Source organism: Streptomyces sp. NPDC006450, from assembly GCF_040612195.1.
Lineage (GTDB): Bacteria > Actinomycetota > Actinomycetes > Streptomycetales > Streptomycetaceae > Streptomyces.
This window is the reverse complement of the sequence record NZ_JBEXPT010000043.1, coordinates 20083-40905: the sequence shown is the minus strand read 5'-3', so window position 1 is coordinate 40905 and position 20823 is coordinate 20083. Positions and strand designations below refer to the sequence as shown.

The 20823-nt window shown below is 71.3% G+C and carries 19 protein-coding genes, 1 tRNA gene and 1 pseudogene; 8 read left to right on the top strand and 13 right to left on the bottom strand.

All coding sequences use genetic code 11. The annotated features are described in order from the left end of the window. Positions 1–85 precede the first annotated feature (85 nt). On the bottom strand, positions 86–1114 hold the full coding sequence (gene nrtL / locus ABZY57_RS15925) for an ArgS-related anticodon-binding protein NrtL (RefSeq protein WP_356512194.1): 1029 nt from the start codon (positions 1112–1114) through the stop codon (positions 86–88). 176 nt (positions 1115–1290) lie between these two features. Next, positions 1291–1761 carry a response regulator gene (locus ABZY57_RS15920; RefSeq protein ID WP_356512208.1) on the bottom strand — a complete coding sequence of 157 codons (471 nt, stop codon included), beginning with the start codon at positions 1759–1761 and terminating at the stop codon, positions 1291–1293. 106 nt (positions 1762–1867) lie between these two features. Here ABZY57_RS15920 and ABZY57_RS15915 point away from each other — a divergent pair. Continuing rightward, positions 1868–1939, top strand: a tRNA-Arg gene (locus ABZY57_RS15915). Between the two features lie 219 nt (positions 1940–2158). Here ABZY57_RS15915 and ABZY57_RS15910 read toward each other — a convergent pair. Then, a pseudogene (locus tag ABZY57_RS15910) lies at positions 2159–3007 on the bottom strand (hypothetical protein). Between the two features lie 869 nt (positions 3008–3876). Further along, complete coding sequence (locus ABZY57_RS15905) at positions 3877–4095, bottom strand: hypothetical protein (protein ID WP_356512192.1); 219 nt, start codon at positions 4093–4095, stop codon at positions 3877–3879. 969 nt (positions 4096–5064) lie between these two features. Here ABZY57_RS15905 and ABZY57_RS15900 point away from each other — a divergent pair. Together ABZY57_RS15900 and ABZY57_RS15895 are read left to right on the top strand one after the other, a co-directional pair. Further along, entirely contained in the window at positions 5065–6048 is a 984-nt protein-coding gene (locus ABZY57_RS15900) for an XdhC family protein (protein WP_356512190.1), read from the top strand. A gap of 59 nt (positions 6049–6107) precedes the next feature. Then, positions 6108–6512, top strand: coding sequence for a DUF6479 family protein (locus tag ABZY57_RS15895; protein ID WP_356512188.1), 405 nt, complete (start codon positions 6108–6110; stop codon positions 6510–6512). A gap of 57 nt (positions 6513–6569) precedes the next feature. On the opposite strand, the gene ABZY57_RS15890 is transcribed toward ABZY57_RS15895, so the two are convergent. Both ABZY57_RS15890 and ligD read right to left on the bottom strand, forming a co-directional pair. Beyond that, entirely contained in the window at positions 6570–7469 is a 900-nt protein-coding gene (locus tag ABZY57_RS15890) for an ATP-dependent DNA ligase (protein WP_356512206.1), read from the bottom strand. Beyond that, on the bottom strand, positions 7469–8353 hold the full coding sequence (ligD, locus tag ABZY57_RS15885; RefSeq protein ID WP_356512186.1) for a non-homologous end-joining DNA ligase: 885 nt from the start codon (positions 8351–8353) through the stop codon (positions 7469–7471). The genes ABZY57_RS15890 and ligD overlap by 1 nt, the downstream gene beginning before the upstream one ends. Before the next feature lie 31 nt (positions 8354–8384). Between ligD and ABZY57_RS15880 the strand changes: the two genes are divergently transcribed. After that, positions 8385–9563, top strand: a complete 1179-nt coding sequence (locus tag ABZY57_RS15880; protein ID WP_356512183.1) for a Ku protein — start codon at positions 8385–8387, stop codon at positions 9561–9563. A 485-nt stretch (positions 9564–10048) separates the two neighbouring features. Here the strand turns inward: ABZY57_RS15880 and ABZY57_RS15875 are convergent, their stop codons facing one another. Beyond that, positions 10049–10873 (bottom strand): nuclease-related domain-containing protein, encoded by an 825-nt coding sequence (locus ABZY57_RS15875; protein ID WP_356512181.1) that lies wholly within the window; start codon positions 10871–10873, stop codon positions 10049–10051. 222 nt (positions 10874–11095) lie between these two features. Between ABZY57_RS15875 and ABZY57_RS15870 the strand changes: the two genes are divergently transcribed. The 3 genes from ABZY57_RS15870 to ABZY57_RS15860 all read left to right on the top strand — a co-directional run bounded on the left by ABZY57_RS15870 (position 11096) and on the right by ABZY57_RS15860 (position 13940). Next, a complete protein-coding gene (locus ABZY57_RS15870) occupies positions 11096–11722 on the top strand; it encodes a hypothetical protein (protein WP_356512179.1) in 627 nt (208 codons plus the stop codon). A gap of 161 nt (positions 11723–11883) precedes the next feature. After that, entirely contained in the window at positions 11884–12672 is a 789-nt protein-coding gene (locus ABZY57_RS15865; RefSeq protein ID WP_356512177.1) for a hypothetical protein, read from the top strand. Beyond that, on the top strand, positions 12669–13940 hold the full coding sequence (locus tag ABZY57_RS15860) for a HAMP domain-containing sensor histidine kinase (protein ID WP_356512204.1): 1272 nt from the start codon (positions 12669–12671) through the stop codon (positions 13938–13940). The genes ABZY57_RS15865 and ABZY57_RS15860 overlap by 4 nt, the downstream gene beginning before the upstream one ends. A 57-nt stretch (positions 13941–13997) precedes the next feature. Here ABZY57_RS15860 and ABZY57_RS15855 read toward each other — a convergent pair whose 3' ends face one another. The 3 genes from ABZY57_RS15855 to ABZY57_RS15845 all read right to left on the bottom strand — a co-directional run bounded on the left by ABZY57_RS15855 (position 13998) and on the right by ABZY57_RS15845 (position 16076). Continuing rightward, the gene (locus ABZY57_RS15855; RefSeq protein ID WP_356512175.1) at positions 13998–14273 is read right to left on the bottom strand and encodes a hypothetical protein; all 276 of its coding nucleotides are present in this window, start codon (positions 14271–14273) and stop codon (positions 13998–14000) included. Positions 14274–14385: 112 nt separating this feature from the next. Next, a complete protein-coding gene (locus ABZY57_RS15850) occupies positions 14386–15102 on the bottom strand; it encodes a helix-turn-helix domain-containing protein (protein ID WP_356512173.1) in 717 nt (238 codons plus the stop codon). A 44-nt stretch (positions 15103–15146) separates the two neighbouring features. Then, the gene (locus tag ABZY57_RS15845) at positions 15147–16076 is read right to left on the bottom strand and encodes a diiron oxygenase (RefSeq protein WP_356512171.1); all 930 of its coding nucleotides are present in this window, start codon (positions 16074–16076) and stop codon (positions 15147–15149) included. Positions 16077–16272: 196 nt separating this feature from the next. On the opposite strand from ABZY57_RS15845, the gene ABZY57_RS15840 reads away from it, so the two are divergent. Then, a complete protein-coding gene (locus ABZY57_RS15840) occupies positions 16273–17379 on the top strand; it encodes a ferritin-like domain-containing protein (protein ID WP_356512169.1) in 1107 nt (368 codons plus the stop codon). Positions 17380–17497: 118 nt separating this feature from the next. On the opposite strand, the gene ABZY57_RS15835 is transcribed toward ABZY57_RS15840, so the two are convergent. From ABZY57_RS15835 to ABZY57_RS15825, 3 genes are read right to left on the bottom strand one after another with little or no spacing between them, the layout of a single operon-like run. Then, complete coding sequence (locus ABZY57_RS15835) at positions 17498–17941, bottom strand: DUF3291 domain-containing protein (protein WP_356512167.1); 444 nt, start codon at positions 17939–17941, stop codon at positions 17498–17500. 43 nt (positions 17942–17984) lie between these two features. Further along, a complete protein-coding gene (locus ABZY57_RS15830) occupies positions 17985–19445 on the bottom strand; it encodes a penicillin-binding transpeptidase domain-containing protein (RefSeq protein ID WP_356512165.1) in 1461 nt (486 codons plus the stop codon). Further along, entirely contained in the window at positions 19442–20812 is a 1371-nt protein-coding gene (locus tag ABZY57_RS15825) for an FtsW/RodA/SpoVE family cell cycle protein (RefSeq protein WP_356512163.1), read from the bottom strand. The genes ABZY57_RS15830 and ABZY57_RS15825 overlap by 4 nt, the downstream gene beginning before the upstream one ends. Between the last annotated feature and the right edge of the window lie 11 nt (positions 20813–20823).

The following is a 20823-nucleotide window of genomic DNA, read 5'->3' as shown; positions in this document are numbered from 1 at the left end:
CCGGAACACAGGCGAATCACATCGGACCCCAACGAGACACATCGGATCACGTCGGATCACATCAGATCGCATACTGTTCGCGGCATCACAGGTGGTGGTGGTCGGGCACGTCTATGCCGAGCAGGGCCAGGCCGCCGGCCAGCACCGTCCCGGCGGCTTCGGCAAGGGCCAGCCGGGCACGGTGGGCGGCCGAGGGTTTCTCGTCGCCCTTGGGCAGGACGTGGTACTGGAAGTCGAGCAGGGCGTCGGCGATCGCGACGAGCTGCCGGACGAGCCGCTCGGGCGCACGGTGGTGCGCGGCGGCTTCGAGCACGAGGGGGTGGTCGCGAAGAACCCCGAGCAGGACGTCGGCGCCATGCACCTCACCCGGGCTTCCGGGCTCACCGGGCTCACCGGGCTCACCGGGCTCACTGCTGAACCCCAACTGCCCGGCATTACGGGTCAGGGCGCGCGCCCGGTCGTGGGCGTACCGCACCCGGAAGAACTCATTGGACTCGTCCTGGACGAGCAGCGACGCGGAGAACACGGGGGTCTCGGCGGCGGGAACGCCCAGCATCGCCCAGACGGCAGCGCCGGCCCCGTACGCGGCGACCACGTCCCCGTCCCGCTTGGCTACGGGGGCGACGCGGGGAGCGTCGGCGGCGGCACGATCTCCCCCCACCCCCTGACTTGCGGCAATCCGCTGCACGGCAGCGCGCACGACGCGCTCACGCAGGGCCGCACCGGGGCCGCCGTCGACGGGCTCGGGGGCCCGGCACCCCTCGGGGGCGAGTCCGTACGACGCTCCGCCGGCCCGAATGCCCCGTACGAACTCTCCGACGGAACTCGCGGCGAGTACGAAGTTCAGGAACCCGGCTCCGGTGATCTCCACCCGCTCGATCCCGGGCAGACCCGCCAGCCGCGGGGCCAGCACCTCGGCCACTCCACGGGGCGCGACTCCGGCACCCTTCGCCACCCCGAACGCGACGGGCGAGGCGTAGTCCCCCACTCCCCCGGGCCGCGTCCGCTCGACGACGACCCGCTCGGGCACGACCACACCGGCGGGCAGCTCCCCGTCCTCGACGGCGCGGCGCAGGGCGCGCACGACGGAGCGGGAGAGGTCGACGGGGGTCACGTGACCAGCCTAGGGGAGAAGCCCCCACGTCACGCGAACGGTTTCGCCATGTGAACAGCGGCCCCAACCGGAAGGGCCGCAAGGACGAAGGGAACTGCAAGACCCGAAGGGCCGAGCAGAGCTACAACCTCGGGCGCGACGGGCGCGACGGGAACCAACTGGAGCGACTGAAAGGGTCACCCCCTCCCCCTCCCGGCGGGAGCACCCTTCCTCTCCCTCCTGTCACGGCGCTCGATGAGCCGGTGCACGACACGCACCAGCTCCGCGGGCTCGAAGGGCTTGGCGAGGAAGGCGTCCACGCCGGCGGCGATCCCGGTCTCGACCTCGTTCTGCGTGCAGGCGCTCACGATCGCAACGGGCAGATGCCGCGTCCTCGGGTCGGCCCGCAACTTCGCGGCAGTCCCGAACCCGTCCAGGCGGGGCATGACCACATCAAGGGTGATCACATCGGGCAGCACGTGATGCACCACGTCCAGGCACTCGACACCATCGTTCGCGGTCACGACCTCGAAGCCCTCCAGCTCGAGATTGACCTTGATCAGCTGCCGGATGACCTTGTTGTCGTCGACAACAAGCACCCGGCCCGAGGCGCCTGACACAACTCGAGAGTAGGTCCGCCCCGGCTCCCGCGTCCGGGTTTTTGCCACTTCCACCCCGTCCGAGCGACCCACGCCCCGATCCCCCGGAATCCGTTCCTGATCACCACCGGGAAGCTGGTAGTGTTCAACCCGTCGCAGCAACACCAGCGACAGCGCCCCCGTAGCTCAGGGGATAGAGCAACGGCCTCCGGAGCCGTGTGCGCAGGTTCGAATCCTGCCGGGGGCACTTCGCATGAAGTGCCCAAAGACCCCGCCATCAGCCCTAACGCTGAGAACGGGGTCTTCGCGTATGCGCAGCCAACTGCCGCCCTGTGCACCCGTATGTCAGGCCCTGTGGACTATTCGTGGACAGGATCTTGGTCCATCGCCCCAGGTCAGCCGTAGAAACGCGGAAGGCCCCCGGACAGGTCCAGGGGCCTCGCAGCGTATCGCCAGTCACTCGCGATCACTCGTACTCGCTGAGTAGATCTTCAATCCTCCGGTTGGCCACCTCCTGCCGACCGTCGAGGCACTTCGCGTACCGACTGAGCAGGACCTCCACGCTGTTGCCCGCCCGCTCGGCGACCTCGGTGGGGTCGACACCGGCATTGAGCCAGGGAGAGAGCGCCGAGTGCCTCAGGTCGTAAGGCCGGTGGGCGAGCGGCGAAGCAGCGGCGGCCGGCGGCAGGGCCAGCACTCGGGCTTCCTGCCACGCCCGGTAGTAGGTCGAGGAGGAGACCACTCCCCCGCCCTCGCTGAAGAAGAGGCGTCCGTCCTTGGCGGTGCCGAAGGTATCGAGGTGCTCGCGCAGGATGCTCACGAGCTGGGGTGGGATCGGCACTCGCCGGACGTCTTCCGTGGGCCGGTTCTTCAGCCCGGAATTCCCCGAGATCCACCGCGTAGTGCAGGGCATTGACCAAGGTGCGCCGCTTCCGCCGTACGGTCTCAGCAGCAGCCGCAGTCCCATCCAATTTGACCTTCAGTGAATCAAGCACCGCTCGCGCGCGTTGATCCCGTCCCGGGTGTTCGGCGCCGCGTGGGGCCACTTCATGGCGAGGTACTTGAGCGCGAAGGCGTACCAGCTCAGCGTCGCCTTCTGCTCGGCCATCGAACCGGGAAGGCCCGACTCCGTGTCGAATTCCTCGCCGTCACGGGCCGCCCGCATCAACTTGGACCGGAGGTTGTCTGCGAGCCCTTTCGTCCTCGCTTTGGAGAGCAGCCAGGACGATCCTCCAGCGGTGGAGGGTTCCACGTCTTGACGGTCTCGTACCGGACTGAGAACGCGGAGCAGGCCGTAGCGGTACAGCAGCTTCATACCGCAACCACAGCAACTGCCCCTGATTTTCAACGTCCTTCCGAGGCCCCGTAGTGGCCGGTATGGCCGTCGCTGACCGGTCGGGCTAGAGCTACGGATCAGAAGGCTAAGGGTGCAGGGAGCCGGCCAGCCGAGTACGGTCCGCTCATGCCGTCCGACTCCCCAATGTCCCGAGTGCAGTCAGCCGATGAAGTTCGGCGGGTTCGCTCTCTGCGATCGTGGCAATGAGCACGTTCGCCGCGGCGTATGGGGCTGTTCCCAGCGCCACATCTGGTGGCAGTGGGCAGATCGGCCGGAGGCTTCACCGGAACGTTGCCCTTACCCGGAGCTGTTCGGTGGCCGCCCCCCTAGCGCAGGGCTATGTGTCTAACTGAGAAACGCCTTGAAGTCAGATCCCCCATGGCCGTACGGTCACGTCGTCCCGACAACCGGCGCCCGGGGGCGCCCCAGGCGGAAGCCAAACTGGTGGGGGTAAGAGGCGGCTCACGGGGTGGCCGTACGGCGTGGCGTGCGATCGGCGTCCTAGATAGCCCCCACCAGACCCCGGTCGAGCCGTGCCAGACGCGTGCCAGGCAGGGCGGGGAGCAGCGGTAGACGGCGGGCGCCAGGGTCGGCCCGCAGGTTCTCCCTCGTACCCGTTCATACAGCTCAGGGGCGGGATCGTGCGGGCAAGATCGGTAATTCCCAAGCTCAGAGCGCGGGTTCGATTCCCGTCACCCGCTCCACGGCGAAGGCCCGGGCCCGTGTGCGATCGTCACGCCTCCCAGGTACGTTGAGCCGTCAGCCGAGGGAGAACGCTCGCGAGGGAGTCGCCCCGCAACGCGTGGCTGCGGGGCGACGATCCACTGACGCAACGGGCCTAGTGGGGATTAGTCGACCGTCTGCCCGTCGTACATACCGCCCCTGCAGGTCGGGAGCACGGGCGTCGACCGATCGATCGTTCCGCCGTTGTCCGTGCACTCACCCGGGGTGACGCTGGCCGGGGTGACGCTGCCGGGGGTGGCGGTGGCGGTGGCGGCGCCTGTGAGACCGAGTCCGGCGAGGGCTGCCGTGGCGAAGACCGCGGCGAGTATTCGTCGAATGCGCATGTGGTTCGCCTTTCACAGATTGCCTCGGTTGGGGCACTAGCCAGCTTGATCTTCACCCGTGTGGGTGGCACCTCATGTTGGGCCATTCGGGTGACAGTGTTGTCGGATGCGGGGTCGGTGACGCGACCCGTCAGAGCGGATGGAAGCCCGTGCCGCATTCGTGCCAGGAAGAGCGGATCCCAGCGGTCAAGAGCAGTCGGGCGCGACGCCTCGCGATTCATCACCAGAGGCCGTTTGCACTGGTCAGCGTCAACCCCTCCGTGACGGCCCGGTGATTCCCAAGCTCATGCCCTTTGTCGCGGCTATGAGATCAGGGACCTGCTCGACCTCGCCCAGAGCCAGGGATGTGTCGTGATCTGGCCCGAGGGCAAGAGCTACGACAGCACCGAACCGGGCCTCATCCCGTACGTGCTCCCTCATCGCCGGTCCGCGGCCTATGCGTGGACCGGCGGGGGATCGGTCGGAGTCTGTAAGGCGCTGACCTGATGGAACGCGTGAGACGCCCGGGGCCTCCGGAGCCGTGTGCGCAGGTTCGAATCCTGCCGGGGGCACACGGTGCACGTGTGTCCAAGACCCCGCCGTCAGCGAGAACGCTGAGACGGGGTCCTCGCGTTTCTTGGGTCAACTGCCGTTCTGCGGAAGGTTTCTGTACGCCGGTCGCCGGTGGGGGGTGTTCTCCGCGTCGGTGCGTGGCATGCCCTCTGCGTCCAGGCCGATCCTGACCTCCAAGCATCACGTACGTGACGGTCTCGCCGTGGAGTGAGGTTCGGGCAGCGTCTGGCGCCTGTGCGGCGACCGCAGTTCCGGGGTCGGGTCCGGTGGTCCGTACGAAGGATGTGGGGGTGGAACTGTGGGTTTTGGGGGGTGGGGTGGAGGGGTGGGGGTGCGTACGTTGGGCGGGAGGCCACTTGGTGTCGTTGACCTGGTGCTTTGTGGCGTGCTCTGACGGTGAGGATGGGGCGGCGCGAAATGCGTGACTTGGTGGAGACGGCGCGGCAGTGGGTGGCCGAGGGGCGGGTCGGGTTTCTGGCGCGGCCCGTGACCGAGCAGGGGTTCGGGCCCCGTGATCCGGCCGGGGCGGTGCTCGTGGATGCGCGCGGGGAGTGCGTCGGGGCCCTGTACCGGGGGGTGTTCGACGCCGAGCTGGTGGCGGAGGCTGCCTCCATGGGGGGCGGGGAGACCGCGCGGGTGTGCGAGGTTTCGGTGGGTGGCGGCGAGGCCGTCGAGGCGAAGCTGACGTGCGGCGGGCAGGCCGAGGTGCTGTTGCAGCCGCTGAGCGCGATTCCCGCTGAGTGGTGGGAGCTGCTCGGGCAGGGGGTCGGGGTCGCGCTCGTGACCCAGTTGAACGAGCGGGCGGATCAGGCCGTCAGTGTCGTGGTGCGGGGGTCCGATCAGCCGTCCGGTGACGCCGAGCGGCGGGCCGGCGAGCTGCTGCGGACGCGGCGGCCGGGGCGGGACGCGCTGTACGCGGGGTCCGGGCTGGTGCTCGTCGAGGCGTACCCCTCGGCTCCGTACGTGGTGATCGGCGGGGGCGGGGAGCTGGCCGAGGTCATCGAGGCGCAGGCCCGTCTGCTCGGGTGGGAGGTGAGCATCGTCGTTTCCGGGGGCGAGGCCGAGAAGCTGCTCGAGGCGCGGCGTGACGCGGCCTGCCTGGCGATGCTGAGCCATGATCCGGACTTCGACGTGCCGACGCTGCGGACCGCGCTCGCGCTGGGGATTCCGTACGTCGGTGCGCTCGGCTCCCGCAAGACCACCGCGCGGCGCCGCGAGGGGCTGCTCGCGGCCGGGGTCAGCGAGGAGCGGCTGCGGACGGTGCACGGGCCGATCGGCCTGGATCTGGGCGGGCAGACTCCGGCGGAGACGGCGCTGGCCATCTGTGCGGAGATCCTGGCGGTGCTCGGGGGCAGGGAAGTGCGTGGAGTGCGGGATGCGGACGGGCCGCTCAAGGGGTGAGGAGGCGGCTCGGGGGCGTGATCGGGTGAAATGGGCGCCGATGCGGGAAAATGGGTCACATGGACACGACTCTGACCTTCCTCGCGTTGGACAGAACACTGACCAACATCGCGTGGTTCCTGGTCGTCGGGATCGCCGTGGTAGGCGTTCTTCTCGGCGGCTTCAAGCTCGGCCAGCGGGTCCGCGCCAACGAGCCCCCGCCGCCCACTCCCGAGAGCCAACCCCACCTGCCGAACGGCGGTGCGGTCTACGAGGTGCGCGAGGAGCGGGACCCTGTGGAGATCCCCGAGGGCGGCCTGCGCCCGCACGAGATGCAGGGCTACGGGAACTTCGGCTCCACCACCTCAAGCCATCCGAAGGAGGTCAGGGCCGAACGGGAGTCCGGATACAGGCAGGTCGAAGGGCCGGGCCCGCACCCGCAGCCCGGCGCTCCACCGAACTCGGGGCGGGGCGCGCACGATTGACCCCGCGATCACCCGCCGACGGGCCGGCCGGCCTGTGACCCGCGCCTCCCGCGCGGGTCACAGGTCTGTGCGCAGGCGCAGGACCTCCGGTGGCGGGTGGCGGGTCGAGGTGTGGCGGACCTCGGCCGTCAGCGGCGGGTCCAGGAGGTGGAAGGGGACCTCGCCGAGGCCGATGGCCGTGACGGTGGCGCCCTGAGAGGCGTGCGAGGTGTGTGCTGAGGTGCGCTCGGCCACGGCGGCCGCCACCTCGGTGCGGAGCGCCGCCGTCAGGGGGCTCGACACCAGCGGGGTCTCGTCGCCGACCGGCATGACCAGGACGAGTGCGAGCGGGCGGCGGGCGGTGCCCGTGTAGCCGACCACCGCCGCGTCGCGGACGTTGGTGTGGCGGAGCTTTTGCCAGCCGCGCTGGCCGGCGGGGTAGGGCTGGTCCATCCGTTTCACGACCAGGCCCTCGATACCGCTGGCGGGCAGGGTCTCGTACCAGGTCTCCGCGAGCTCCGGGTCCGTCGTCATCGGGACCGGCTGCAGCGGAGGGCCCAGCGGCAGCAGCAGGTCGACGAGGAGCGCGCGCCTGCGTTCGTAGGGGCGGGCGCGCAGGTCCAGCCCGGCGAGTTCGAGGACGTCGAAGGCCGCGTACGAGGCCGGGAGGGTCTGTGCCAGTACGCCGGCCCGCGCGGCCGAGGCAGCGGCCGCCCGGCGCTGTACGAGCGCGAACTCGGTGCGGCCCGCGTGCCAGACCACCACCTCCCCGTCGAGGACGGTCCCGGCGGGCAGGTGGTGTGCGGCCGCCGCGAGGTCGGGGAAGGCCGCGGTGACGATGCGGCCGGAGCGGGCCTGGAGGCTCACCCCGTCGACGGTGCGGATGACGACGAGGCGGTGGCCGTCGAACTTGGGCTCGTACGCGAGACCGGGCCCGCGCGGCAGCGTCCGTACGGCGACCGCGAGCGCGACGGTGATCACGGGAGCCGTCCGGCCCGGCCGGGGTCGAGGAGCGGGGCGAAGAGATCGCCTTCACGGGCCAGTCGGGGCACGATGTCGTCGGCGAGGAAGACCAGGTCGGAAGGGGTCCGGCAGGACTGGACCTCCGCCCAGGACAGGGGGGTGGAGACGGTGGGCAGATCGCGGGCGCGCAGCGTGTAGGGGGCCGCCGTGGTCTTGGCGGCGGCGTTCTGGCTGTGGTCGACGAAGACCTTCCCGGGGCGCAGTGCCTTGGCCATCCGGTGCACGACGAGGTCGGGGAGCTCGCGCTCGGCCTCCTGGGCGAGGGCCTTCGCGTACGCCGACACGTGCTCGGAGGGGGTCGGTTCGAGGGGGACCGCCAGGTGGAGTCCCTTGGAGCCGGAGGTCTTGGGGGAGGCGTGGAGGCCGTCGGCGGCCAGCCGGTCCCGGAGCCACAGGGCCGCGGCGGAGCATTCGACGACGGTGGCGGGGGGACCCGGGTCGAGGTCCAGGATCAGGCGGTCGGCGAGGGCGGGGGCGCCGGCCGGCCACTGGGGGGTGTGGAACTCGACGACGAGGTTGGCGGCCCACATGAGGGTGGGCAGGTCGGCGACGACCACCTGCTCGGCCCGTAGGTCCTCGGAACGCGGAACCGGGGTGGTCTTCACCCAGCCGGGGGTACCGGGCGGCGGGTTCTTCGTGAAGAAGAGCTGTCCGTCCGGGCCGTCGGGATAGCGCAGGAAGGACACCGGGCGGTCGTGGATGTGGGCGAGCAGGGAGCCCGCGACCGTGGCGTAGTAGTGGAGGACCTCGCCCTTCGTGAAGCCGGTCTCCGGGTAGAGGACCTTGTCGAGGTTGCTGAGCGAAATACGACGGCCCTCCACCAGGGTGATCGGCGTCATACGATGAGACTGCCACGAAACAGGAGGAACCGTGCGATCCATATGGAACGGGGCGATCTCCTTCGGCTTGGTCAGCATTCCGATCAAGCTCGTGAACGCCACGGAGAGCCACTCGATCTCCTTCCGCCAGATCCATGCCAGCGATGGCGGGCGGGTCCGCTACCGCAAGGTCTGCGAGCTGGACGGGGAGGAGGTGCCGACCGCCGAGATCGGCAAGGGGTACGAGGAGGCCGACGGGTCGATCATTCCGATCACGGATGAGGACCTGGCGCAGCTGCCGATCGCCACCGCCAAGACGATCGAGATCGTTTCGTTCGTGCCTGCCGATCAGATCGATCCGCTGCAGATGGACGCGGCGTACTACCTGGCGGCGAGCGGGGCGACGGCGGCCAAGCCGTACACGCTGCTGCGGGAGGCGCTGAAGCGGAGCCGGAAGGTCGCGATCGCGAAGTACGCGCTGCGGGGGCGGGAACGGCTGGGCATGCTGCGGGTCGTCGACGACGTGATCGCGATGCACGGGCTCCTGTGGCCGGACGAGATCCGGGTTCCGGAGGGGGTGGCGCCCGAGGGTGCGGTGTCGGTGCGGGAGGCCGAGCTGGACCTCGCGGATGCGCTGATGGCGACGTTGGGGGAGGTGGAGATGGACTCGCTGCACGACGACTACCGGGAAGCGGTCGAGGCGATGGTCGCGGCGAAGGCGGGTGGGGGTGAACAGGCTGTGGCGCCGGGACCCCCGGCGGAGGGTGCGGGTGGGCAGGTCATCGACCTGATGGCGGCGTTGGAGAACAGTGTGCGGGCGGCGAAGGCTTCTCGGACGGGGGCGGGTTCGCCGGAGGCGGAGGGGGATGGTGCTGGGGCGGAGGTCACGCCGATTCGGCGGAAGGGCGCGCGCGGGGGGGCCGGGGCCGGGGCCGCGCCCAAAGCGGTGGGCGGGAAGAAGTCGACTGCGTCGGCGGCGGGTGGGGGTTCCCGTGCGGGTGCGGGTGCGGGTGCGGGTGCCGGGAAGAAGTCGACGGCTTCGGCGGCGGGTGGGGGTTCCCGTGCCGGTGCCGGTGCCGGGAAGAAGTCGACGGCTTCGGCCGCTGCGAAGAAGAAGTCCGCTGCGGCGGCTGTGAAGAAGACGGCGGCTTCGGCCAAGGCCGCGGAGTCGAAGCCGGCACGGGCTGCCGCGAAGAAGGCGGTGACGCCGCGCAAGCGGAGCTCCGCTTGAGGGGGCCGTGGGCCGGCCGCCGGCCCTGCGGGGCGGAGTCCCCTACCCGCCCTTCCTCCGTTCCCAGGGCTCCGCCCTGACCCGGTCCTCAAGCGCCGGACGGGCTGGGAGGGGTACGGGGCTGCGCCCGGACCCCCCTTGGGGCTCCGCCCCCGACCCCGCACCTCAGCGCCGGACCCGCTGGGAGGGGTAACCGGCTGGCGCCCGGCCCCTCCAAGGCTCCTCCTATAACCCGCACCTCAGCGCAGACCCACTGGAAGGGGGTACCGGGCTGCCGCCCGGACCCCCTGGGGCTCCGCCCCAGGCACCGGTCCTCAAACGCCGGACGGCTGAAAAAGGCAGACCTCGCACCTCAACACTCGGACGGCTGAACGCCAGACCCCCACATCAAAGGTCGGGGCGGCTGAAAGCCAGACCCGCGCATCACAAGTCGGGGACGGCTGAAGGCTTCCGGTGATCCGGGACGCTGAAGGACGCCGGAGGCGTCAGTGCCAGGTTCGGCGGTCTCTGGCCGTGGTGAAGAGGGCTTCTACGTCCGGGAGTTTGAGGGTGGTGGGGGCGTTCGTCAGGAAGGTCGATGTCGTTGACGGGGTGATGACGCGGACGTCGCGGAGGGTGGGGGCGACCTCCAGGCGGGTCGCGTCGACCACGGCCAGGACCGGGGTCACCGGGGTGGAGAGGGCGCGGGTCGCGTACGCCGCCGCGCGGCGGGCCTCGCGGGGGTCCGGGGTGGGGTCGGAGCGGCCCACCGTGAGGAGCAGGTCTCCGATCACCGCGCGCTGGCGGCGGCCCTGGACCGTGCGGATGCAGAAGACGCCGGGCGGGCCGATGAGCAGGTGGTCCGCGATGGGGTGGAGGGAGTGCAGGGAGTGGAGGACCTTCCAGTCCTCGAGTTCCGCCAGGGCGTCCAGTACGTCGCCCATCCGCTGCCTCACCGTGAGCTCCTGCCGGAGCCGGTGCCGGGCGCGGGTGCCCGTGGTGCCGTACGTGAGGGTGCCGAGCTGCGCCTCCCCCGGCCGGTTCGGGGCCAGGTCCTCGTCGGGCGGGAGGGACAGGCGGAGCAGGTCCTCGGCCGTGGGGACGGGTGGCGGGCCGATGGCGACGGTTCCGGTGAGGTAGGGGCGTAACGCCGTCAGGATCTCCTCCCGGCGCTCGTCCGCCAGCACGCTGATCCGGTTGGCCCGCCGGTCGTACCAGGCCACCGCCCGGCCGTCGGGCAGGTTCACGTACAGCCTGCCGCGGCCCGGACGGCCGCTCGGCAGCACCTTCAGTCCCCGCGAAGCCGAAGCCGAAGCCGAAGTCGAAGCCATTGCCCTCACCCCCGGCGTCCATGGGACCAGGCCTCGCGGCCCGCGGCAATCCCCCGGTGGGGTCCGGCCCGCGGCGGGGATCGTCCGGACCGTGGCGTGTAACGACTCCGTCGGGTCGCTGAGGCGTGGCTGTTACAGAAGCAACGGGTTACCGCAACGGCCGGTGCATACGTTTGTCCCACCTGGACAGCCCAGGGCCCGACCTGCATCGAAGGACGTCCCGTGAGCACCGTGAACCGCAGCCGCCGCAGTCTGGTACGCGCCGCCGCCGTGACCGTGTGTGCCGGCACCCTGCTGGCGTTCCCCGCGGCCGCCGCGATCGCCGAGGGGGTGCCGTCGGCTTCCTCCGCGCAGGGCGCGGTCGCCCCGCGGACCCTGGTCCAGACCCTGTCCCTCGCGGACGGCGTCTCCACCGCGAAGGTGTACCGCGTGGCCAAGGGTGCCTACCAGGCCGAGGTCCTCAACCCCGACGGCTCCACGGCCGCCACCCTGACCAGCACTGACGGCAGCACCGGCTTCGTCGACGCCGGTGAGATGCACCTCGCGCTGCGGTCCGACGGCCGGCTCAGTTCCTGGGCCGGGAGCGGAACCGCTACGGAGGACTCCGGCGGCTCCCCCGCCACCGGCGGCCCGGCCGGGCACAAGACCGCGAGCCGTGACGGCCGCGTCGTGCCCGCCGTCGCGCCCTCGGGATCGGGTACGGGGACCTTCGAGGCGCTCGGCCTGAACACGCTGGCCGACGGCCCGGGTGACGGCATGCTGCTGCTCGCCGCGGGCGGCGGCATCGCGGCGATCGGCGCCACGGGGCTGGGCTTCGCGATGCTGCGCCGCGGCCGTACGACCGCGTAAGCCGTCGCAGCGGTCCTCGTCGGCAGGCTTCCCCACCCGCTTCCCCTGATCATCTGCTCGTCGTCGACACCCCGGCTCACCGGCCCCGGCGCACGGGCAGAAACGATGCGGCTCTGCCTACTGTGGACGGGCACATGCTCATGGGAGAGGAGGGTCGACGGGTGATCGGATCCGGATCCGTTCCCTCCCACGGTGCCGGACACCGCAGCCGGCGCCGGCGCGTCCGGGCCGGGCTGCGGGCCTGTCTGCCGACCGCCCTGCTGCTGCCGCTGATCGGCGCCTGCGGTGACACCGGCGGGCTGGCCGGCGCCGGGGCGACACCGACCGCGAGCGGGCCCGTACATCTGTGGCCGGGGCGCGCGGGGGCCGTCGTACCGCCCGCCGATCCGGGGGGCGCACCGCCCGAGTACGTACCCGGGATCGCGCCCGTCCACGACCAGAGCGTGCACGGGGTCGACCCGGCGGCCCTGGTGCAGGCCGAGCTGAGGGCCCACCCGAACGTGCGGACCGGTCCCGACGGGATGCCGCCCGAGACCGTCGCCGCGATCCGGGAGTGCGGGACGGACGGGGCCGATCCGAAGAAGTGTCCGGTGCTGACGCCGTACTACCGCGACCTCACCGGCAACGGCAAGGACGAGCTGATCGTCGGCATCGAGTACCCCGATCAGCAGATGTCCGTACGCGTGTACACGGCGGACGCCCAGGGCCGGCTCAACCGGATCATGGCCACCACCGACACCGTCATCAGCGTCGAGCTCGCCGGACGGGACGTGATCCTGCGCGTCCCGAGCGGCAACGCGGGCTACGAGGTGAACACGACCTGGTCCTGGGACGCGACGCAGCGCTCGATGCTGCCGACGTGGGAGCAGATCGTCCGCGTGCCCGGCACCGGCCCGAGCCGGGCCCCGGGACCCTCCCCGAGCCCCGGCTCGACGGGAGCGGCGCGGTGAGGCCCCGGCTGCCCGCGTGGACGGCGACGCTGACCTGGAAGTCGGCGTGCTTCATCGTGCTGATGTGCTGCTCCCTCGCGGCGGTGCTGGGTGTGCTCGTGCACGTGGAGGTGACCGGGCAGACCGTCGCGACGGCCCGTGAGAAGGCGCTGGGCAAACTGACCGACGCCTCGCGCGCCTACGAGGCCGGCGAGATGCTGCCGCCGGGGTCCGGGCTGGATCCGGCCGGGCTGCCGGACCGGCTGCGCGCACTGGCCCTGGCCGGGCAGCGCGGGACGCTCGTGGCGGAGTACGAGGGGCGGCAGCTGATGTGGGCGGCGGCCCCGGCCGACGGGAAGGCGCTGGCCGCGGCCGTCGACTACGGGCAGAGCGCGCGGACGATCGGCGGGCTGGACAACGCGATCATCGGATCATCGGTCCTGGCCATCGGCGGGACGCTGCTGGTCGGAGCCTTCGCCGTGACCCGGGTGACGCGGCGGCTGCACCAGACGGCGACGGTGGCCCGCCGGATCACCCAGGGCGATCTGGACGCACGGGTCCGGGACCCCCGGACGAAGGACCCCTCGCGGCACCAGGACGAGGTGGCGACGGTGGCGGCGGCCCTGGACACGATGGCGGGCACCCTGCAGACGAAGCTCCAGCGGGAGCAGCGGTTCACGGCGGACGTCGCGCACGAGCTGCGCACCCCGCTGACCGGTCTGCAGGCGGCGTCGGAGCTGCTGCCGGAGGGGCGGGCGACGGAGCTGGTGCAGGAGCGGGTGCGCACGATGCGGCAGCTGACGGAGGACCTGCTGGAGATCTCCCGGCTCGACTCGGGCAGCGAGGTGGTGGAGACGGACCTGCACCAGCTCGGGCGTCTCGCCCGGCGGGTGGTGCGGGCGTCGGGGACGGACACGGAGGTGGTCGTGGTGCGGGACGCGCACGTGGAGACCGACCGGCGCCGGCTGGAACGGGTGCTGGGAAATCTGGTCGCCAATGCCCACAAGCACGGGCGGGCGCCGGTGGTGGTGACGGTGGACGGGCCGGTGGTGACGGTACGGGACCACGGTGACGGCTATCCCGAGTACCTCGTGTCCCACGGGCCCCAGCGGTTCCGTACCGGGGGCGGGGGCAAGGGGCACGGGCTGGGGCTGACGATCGCGGTGGGGCAGGCGGAGGTCATCGGGGCCGGGCTGGTGTTCCGGCAGGCGGAGCCCACCGGGGACGGCGAGGGCGCGGTGGGCGGGGCCGAGGCCGTACTGACCCTGGTCGAGGCCCGGCTGCCGTGACGTGGCGCCCCGCCGCCACCGACCCGACGCGGCGCGGGGCCCGGTGGGGCCCGGCGCTCACTCCCCCGGCGGGGTCGGCTTCGACCAGGGCCAGCGGAGCTTCGGCTTCTGGCCGCCCGGGGCGTAGACGTACTTCCAGCCCTGCTGGAGGCCCAGTCGCTTGGAGTACCCCGCCGGCACCCGCTCGTAGAGCAGCACCGTGGGGGCGCCGCCGTCAGGGGCGGGGACCGGGATCTCGTACCACTTCGACGGGTGGCCGGTCGGGCCGAGGAGGATCGGGAGGGTCCGGCCGTCCATCGGGCCGCCCTCGAAGGGGGTGTGTTGGCTTCTCACCCCACCAGTCTCACAGCATTTCAAAAATCACAGCTGTTCCAGGGGGACAGCTACTCAAGGGGCACAGCTGCTCAGGGGTCACAGCTGCTCAAGGGGCACGGCCATTCAGCGGTCACAGCAGGTGGGCCGCCTCGGAGACCACGGGGATCACCCGGCGGGCCAGGACCCCCACCGGGCCGTCCGCCGATTCGAGCGCGAGGGCGGCGCGGGCCGCCGCGGCCGTCTCCGGGTCGGTGGCGGCCGTGGCCGTGAGCAGGGCGATGAACTGGTCGACCAGCCAGTCCCGGAGCGAGTCGGTCTCCGGCTGTTTGCCCTCGTCGATCCAGATCAGCGAGGCGGCCTCGACCGCCGTGATCCACGTGCGCACCATCATGCGCAGGCGCGGGCCGGGGGCCGGCACGCCGAGGTGGAAGAGGATCGCCTCGGCGGCCGCCCTGCGGATGCCGTCGACGGTGGCGGTGGTACGGGAGGTTTCGACCACGCTGCCGCCCTGCAGGAGGGCCGAGAAGCCGGCGTCGTGTTCGTCGACGAAGGCCAGGTAGCGGTCCAGGGCCCGGGAGAGCCGCTGGGTCAGGGGTCCGGCCTGCGGTTCGGCGAAGCAGAGCCGCAGCACGTCGGCGGCCGAGCGCAGGGCGGCCTCGTAGAGCTGCTGCTTCCCGCCGGGGAAGTAGCGGTAGACGAGGGGGCGCGAGACGCCGGCGGCCTCGGCCACGTCGTCCAGCGAGACCTCCTCCGGCGCCCGGTGCGCGAACAACGTCAGGGCCGCGTCGAGGAGCTGGGCCCGGCGCTCCTCGACGCTCAACCTGCGGTACGCCCGTACGGCTGTCATGTCCGCAGGGTAGCCCCACCCCGCGGCCCTGGGGCATGGGGTGTTCAGGCGAGGAGGCCCGAGCTCTTCCAGAGCCTGCGGCCGGCGCCGCGCATCACGCCTATGTCGTCCAGGAAGTCCGTGAGCCGCTTGGCTCCGGTCTGCATGACCTCCCGGCGGTGGCCGCTCGCCTTGACCTGGGCGAGCGCCTCGCGCCGGTCGAGGCCGATGTTGTCGTAGACCTGGGGGTTCACGAAGGCCTGCGAGAAGACGCGGGCGGCCTGGCCGCAGCTCACGCGGGTGAGTTCCTGCTCCCAGCGCGGGGCGGTGAGCATCTGGCGGCGGAGTTCCTCGCGGGCGTAGCGGACGTGGCGCGCCTCTTCGATGACGTGGATGCGGGTGACTCCGCGGACGAGGGGCTGGACGCGCTCGTCGGGGAAGGTCAGGCGCTGCATCCAGTCGAGGACCTCCTCGCCGAGGAGGGTGCAGGCGAAGGAACCGGGTGTGGTGGAGACGGTCTTCAGGACCCGGGCGAGGTTGTGGTTGGTGCGGGAGACCGGGTACTCGGGGGCGCCGCCCGTCTTGATCATGCGGGCGAACATCATCGAGTGGCGGCACTCGTCGGCGATCTCGGTGAGCGCGTACCGGACGTGATTGCTAGTCAGGGACTTGTCGTAGATGTGCCGGACCAGGAGCTGCATCAGGATGATCTCGAACCAGATGCCGAGCGAGCCGAGCGCCGCCGCTTCGTGGCGGGAGAGTTCGATGCGCTGTTCCTCGCCCATCTTCTTCCAGAGCGGGGTGTCGAAGAGGGAGAGCAGCTCGGGCGGCCAGTAGTACTTGCCGTCGATGGGCGGGGCGTCCCAGTCGAGCTCCCGGTCCGGGTCGAAGGAGTGTTTCGCCGAGGATTCGAGCAGCCGCTCGGCGATCTGCTCGCGGTCCTTGAGGAGGCCGAGGGCGTCGCGGAGCTCGGCTCGTTCGGTCACGGTGGTCATGGCTTCGGACACCTCGTCGTCGAGTTACCGGCGGTCACCTCTTATGAGACTGCCTGTCAGCAAGACCGTCAATCCCTCGCGCACGACTTGTTGACCGCGCGTCTACCAACGTGTGACGCTGCCAACTGTCCGGTCCCGTACGGAAGTACGCGCAAGTACACGCAAGTACGCGGTTACGTGAGACGAGGGGGCGTCAGTGTCGACGCACGAGCTCTACACCAACGATCCGGGCGAGACCGTCTGGCCGGTCCCCGCCTCCGGCAACGCCCGTTTCAGCTGGGAGTACGACGGCGGCCGCGAACGGCTGCTGGCCCTGTACCAGAAGGGCAAGGACAAGCAGTGGGACGGCGCCAAGCGCATCGACTGGGACATCGAAGTGGATCCGTACGATCCCCTGGGCACCCCCGACGAGACGCTGCCGCTGCACGGCACCCGGCACTGGGCCAAGCTCACGGAGCGGGACCGGGGCGAGCTGCGCCGGCACTACAGCGCATGGAACTTCAGCCAGTTCCTGCACGGCGAGCAGGGCGCGATGGTGTGCGCGGCACGCATCGTCGAGTCGGTGCCGGACCTGGACGCGAAGTTCTACTCCGCGACGCAGACCATGGACGAGGCCCGGCACGCGGAGATATTCGGGCGGTTCCTGCACGAGAAGATCGGCATGCTCTACCCGATCAACGACAGCCTGCAGGGACTGCTCGGCGACACCCTGCGCGACTCCCGCTGGGACATGCCGTACCTGGGCATGCAGGTGCTCATCGAGGGGCTCGCGCTGGCCGCCTTCGGGATGATCCGCGACACCACGAACAAGCCGCTGCCCAAGCAGATCCTGGCCTACGTGATGCAGGACGAGGCGCGGCACGTGGCCTTCGGGCGGATGGCCCTGCGCGACTACTACAAGCAGTTGACGGACGCCGAGCTGCGCGAGCGCGAGGAGTTCGTGATCGAGGGCTGCTACCTGATGCGCGACCGGCTGCGCGGGGTGGAGGTGCTGGAGAACTTCGGCATCTCGCGCGTCGAGGCGGAGGAGTTCAGCGAGCGGTCGGAATTCCTGGCGCTCTTCCGCAAGCTGCTGTTCAGCCGGATCGTGCCGTGCGTGAAGGACATCGGGCTGTGGGGCGAGCGGCTGCAGAAGGCGTACCTGGACATGGGCGTCTTCGAGATGGGCGACTCCAACCTGGACCTGCTGATGAGCCAGGACGAGGAGATCGCCGAGGCCCTCGACCGGGAACGGTTCGCGGTCGAGGAGGCACAGCGGGTGGCGGAGGTGGCGGAGGCCGTCACGGAGGGCGCGGGCGGATAGGGGCGCGGGCGGACGGGGGCAGGGACGGATGGCGGCGCGGGCGGATGGCGGCACGAGGTCCGGCGAGGTACCGCGACGGCGAGGCGCTGAGCCGGCGAGGCGCTGAGCCGGCGGGGTGCTAAGCCGGCGGGAACTGGTCGCGGAGGGTGAACGCGTACGGGGTCGGGCCGTGCTCCCGCAGGTGGACGAGGCGCTCCTCGGCGTCCGCGACCGTGGGGCGCTGCCCCGCCGGGACCCACCACAGGGTCGTCATGGCCTCTTTGACGTGCTCGAACCACTCGCGGCGGCGGGCCATCAGCTCCCGGTGGCGTCCGGCGTACATGAAGGCGTTCAGGGCGTCGAAGTCACGCCACACGGACATGTTGATGATGATCCACTCATCGTCGAAGACCCTCACCCCGGTCGCGTCGCCCCCTTCGCCCTCAAGCCGCCAGACGAAGCCCTCCGCCGCGTCGGCGACGCCGTTGACGTGGTCGAGGCCGTCGACGAAGTCCTTCAGTTCCGGGGAGTCCAGGGGGTACTTGAGGCGGGATATGTTCACCTGTGCCAGTTCGTGGTTCATTTCCGCACCGTAATCACGGAACTGCCGCCTCCGCCCGGCCGTTTCACGGGGCGGACAGTGCTGCCTGCATCACCGCCCGGGCGATCGGCGCGGCCGCGCCGTTGCCGCTGATGTCCCCGCGGACGGCCGAGGCGTCCTCGACGACCACCGCGACCGCCACGGCCGGCGGCCGGCCGCCCTCCGGCTTGGCCCAGGAGATGAACCAGGCGTACGGGGTGCCCGCGTTGCCGACGCCGTGCTGGGCCGTGCCGGTCTTGCCGCCGACCACGGCGCCGGGGATCGCCGCGTTGCGGCCGGTGCCGCTCTCCACCACCTTCACCATGAGTTCCTGCATCCGCATCGCGGTCAGCGGGGTCATGGCCCGGCCGAGGCTGCGCTGGTCGGCGCGCCGGACCGGGTCGCCGTCGTCCTGGGTCGTGCGGTCCACCAGGTAGGGCGCCTTGAGCTCACCGCCGTTGGCGACGGCCGCCGCCACCATCGCCATCTGCAGCGGGGTGGCCTTGGTGTTGAACTGCCCGATCGAGGACAGGGCCAGCTGGTCGGGGCTCATGTCGGTGTCGAAGTTGGACCGCGACACCCAGCCCGGCACCCGCAGCCCCGCGTCGTTGAAGCCGAACCGCCGCGCCGCTTCCGTCATCCCGCGCAGCCCGACCCGTACGCCGATCTTCGCCATCACCGTGTTGCACGACCACTGCACCGCGTCCGCCATCGAGGCGTCGGCGCAGCCCGTGCCCGCGTTCGGCAGCAGGGTGCTGGTGCCGGGCAGCGGGTACGGGTCCGGGGTCTCGGTCGGCGCGTCCACGTCGGTGACCACGCCCGCGTCGAGGGCGGCGGCCGCCGTCACGATCTTGAACGTGGAGCCGGGCGGGTACGTCTCGCGCAGCGCGCGGTTGAGCATCGGCTTGGCGGGGTCCGCGTTGAGCCTCTCCCAGGCCTCCTTGACCCGCGGCCCCGTGCCGGAGAGCACCCCGGGGTCGTAGGAGGGGCTGCTGACCAGCGCGAGGATCTTGCCCGTGGCCGGCTCCACGGCGGCGACCGCGCCCCGCTTGCCGGCGAGCCCGGTGTACGCGGCGAGCTGCATGTTCGCCCGGATGGTGGTGGCCGCGTTCCCGCCGCCCGGGCGGCCGCGCGAGAGCTCGTACCAGAGCGGGAAGGCCGAGAGTCCGGGGTCGGTGCCGGAGAGGACCGGGTCCTCGGCGCGTTCCAGGAAGCTGGTCCCGTAGGTCTGGGAGGCGAAGCCGGTGACGGGGGCGTAGAGCGGGCCGTTCTTGTACGTGCGCTCGTAGCGCAGCAGCTGGCGACTGTCCCGGGAGCCGGTGACGGGACGGCCGTCGACGGTGATGTCCCCGCGCGGTTCGGCGTAGCGCTCGATGGCGGGGCGCTTGTTGGCCGGGTTGGCTCCGTAGCCCGCGGCCTCCCAGACCTGCACGCGACCGACGTTGACCAGCAGGGCGGCGAGCAGCAGCGCGCAGAAGTACGCGCACCAGCGGATGTAGCGGATCACGCTTCGGCCTCCTCGGCCGGGCCGGGCCTGCGGGCGCTGTCGCTGAGCCGGACGAGGAGGGCGACGATGATCCAGTTGGTGACCACGGAGGAGCCGCCCTGGGCGAGGAAGGGCATGGCCATGCCGGTCAGCGGGATCAGGCCGGTGACGCCGCCGGCGATGACGAACACCTGGAGGGCGACGATCGAGGCGAGCCCGGTGGCGAGGAGACGGCCGAAGGGGTCGCGCAGCGCCAGCCCGGCGCGGAATCCGCGGGCGACGAGGAGCCCGTAGAGGAGCAGGATCGCGGTGAGGCCGACGAGGCCGAGCTCCTCCCCGGCGGTGGCGAGGATGAAGTCCGATTTGGCGGCGAAGCCGATGAGGAAGGACTGGCCGTGGCCGAGCCCGGCTCCGAGCAGTCCACCGGCCCCGAAGGCGAAGAGGGACTGGGCGAGCTGGCCGGGGCCGTCGCCGCGCTCGATGGAGGCGAAAGGATTCAGCCAGTCGTCCACGCGGCTGTTCACGTGCGGCTCGAACGTCCCGACGGCGTACGCGCCCACGGCCGCGAGCAGCAGCCCGATCGCGATCCAGCCGATCCGGCCGGTGGCCGTGAACAGCATGATCACGAAGAGGCCGAAGAAGAGCAGCGAGGTCCCGAGGTCGCGCTCCAGGACGAGCACGCCGACGGAGAGCAGCCAGATGGCCAGGATCGGGCCGAGGACCCGTCCGGGTAGCAGCCTCAGCTTCCAGAAGAGGGTGCGGCCGGTGAGGGCGAGGGCGGTGCGGTTCGCCGCGAGGTAGGAGGCGAAGAAGACGGCGAGCAGGATCTTGGCGAACTCCCCCGGCTGGAAGGAGAGCCCGGCGAACCGGATCCAGATGTGCGCGCCGTTCACGGCCGGGAAGAAGACGGGCACCAGCATCAGCGCGAGCGCCACGGCGACGGACAGGTACGCGTACTTCTGCAGCACCCGGTGGTCGCGCAGCAGCGCGACGGCGAGCACGAAGAGCATCATCCCGAGTGCGGACCAGCGCAGTTGCTCACCGGCGGTGGCGTTTCCGGGCGTGGTGGCGTCGAGGCGCTGGATGAGGACGAGGCCGAGGCCGTTGAGCAGGACGGCGATCGGGAGCAGCAGCGGATCGGCGTACGGGGCGTACAGGCGCACGGCGAGGTGGGCGACGAGCGCGGCCGCGGAGAGCCCGGCGGCGTAGTGGGCGGCGGGCTCGGGGATGTGGCCGGTGGTGGCGAGCCCCACGTAGAGGTGGCCGAGGACGGCGATCAGGACGGCGCCGCAGAGCAGGGACAGCTCGACTCCGCGACGCTTGGGCGCACGGGCGTCGGGGGGCGGTGGCGGGGCGGGTTCCGCCACCTTCGCCGTCAGAGCGGTCATACGGGGAAACG

Excerpts from the sequence above, each read along its gene's own strand:
- ABZY57_RS15905 (WP_356512192.1), bottom strand. The coding sequence starts at position 4,095 with ATGCGCATTCGACGAATACTCGCCGCGGTCTTCGCCACGGCAGCCCTC.
- ABZY57_RS15900 (WP_356512190.1), top strand. The coding sequence starts at position 5,065 with ATGCGTGACTTGGTGGAGACGGCGCGGCAGTGGGTGGCCGAGGGGCGG.
- ABZY57_RS15895 (WP_356512188.1), top strand. The coding sequence starts at position 6,108 with ATGGACACGACTCTGACCTTCCTCGCGTTGGACAGAACACTGACCAAC.
- ligD (WP_356512186.1), bottom strand. The coding sequence starts at position 8,353 with ATGACGCCGATCACCCTGGTGGAGGGCCGTCGTATTTCGCTCAGCAAC.
- ABZY57_RS15875 (WP_356512181.1), bottom strand. The coding sequence starts at position 10,873 with ATGGCTTCGACTTCGGCTTCGGCTTCGGCTTCGCGGGGACTGAAGGTG.
- ABZY57_RS15850 (WP_356512173.1), bottom strand. The coding sequence starts at position 15,102 with ATGACAGCCGTACGGGCGTACCGCAGGTTGAGCGTCGAGGAGCGCCGG.
- ABZY57_RS15845 (WP_356512171.1), bottom strand. The coding sequence starts at position 16,076 with ATGACCACCGTGACCGAACGAGCCGAGCTCCGCGACGCCCTCGGCCTC.
- ABZY57_RS15835 (WP_356512167.1), bottom strand. The coding sequence starts at position 17,941 with ATGAACCACGAACTGGCACAGGTGAACATATCCCGCCTCAAGTACCCC.
- ABZY57_RS15825 (WP_356512163.1), bottom strand. The coding sequence starts at position 20,812 with ATGACCGCTCTGACGGCGAAGGTGGCGGAACCCGCCCCGCCACCGCCC.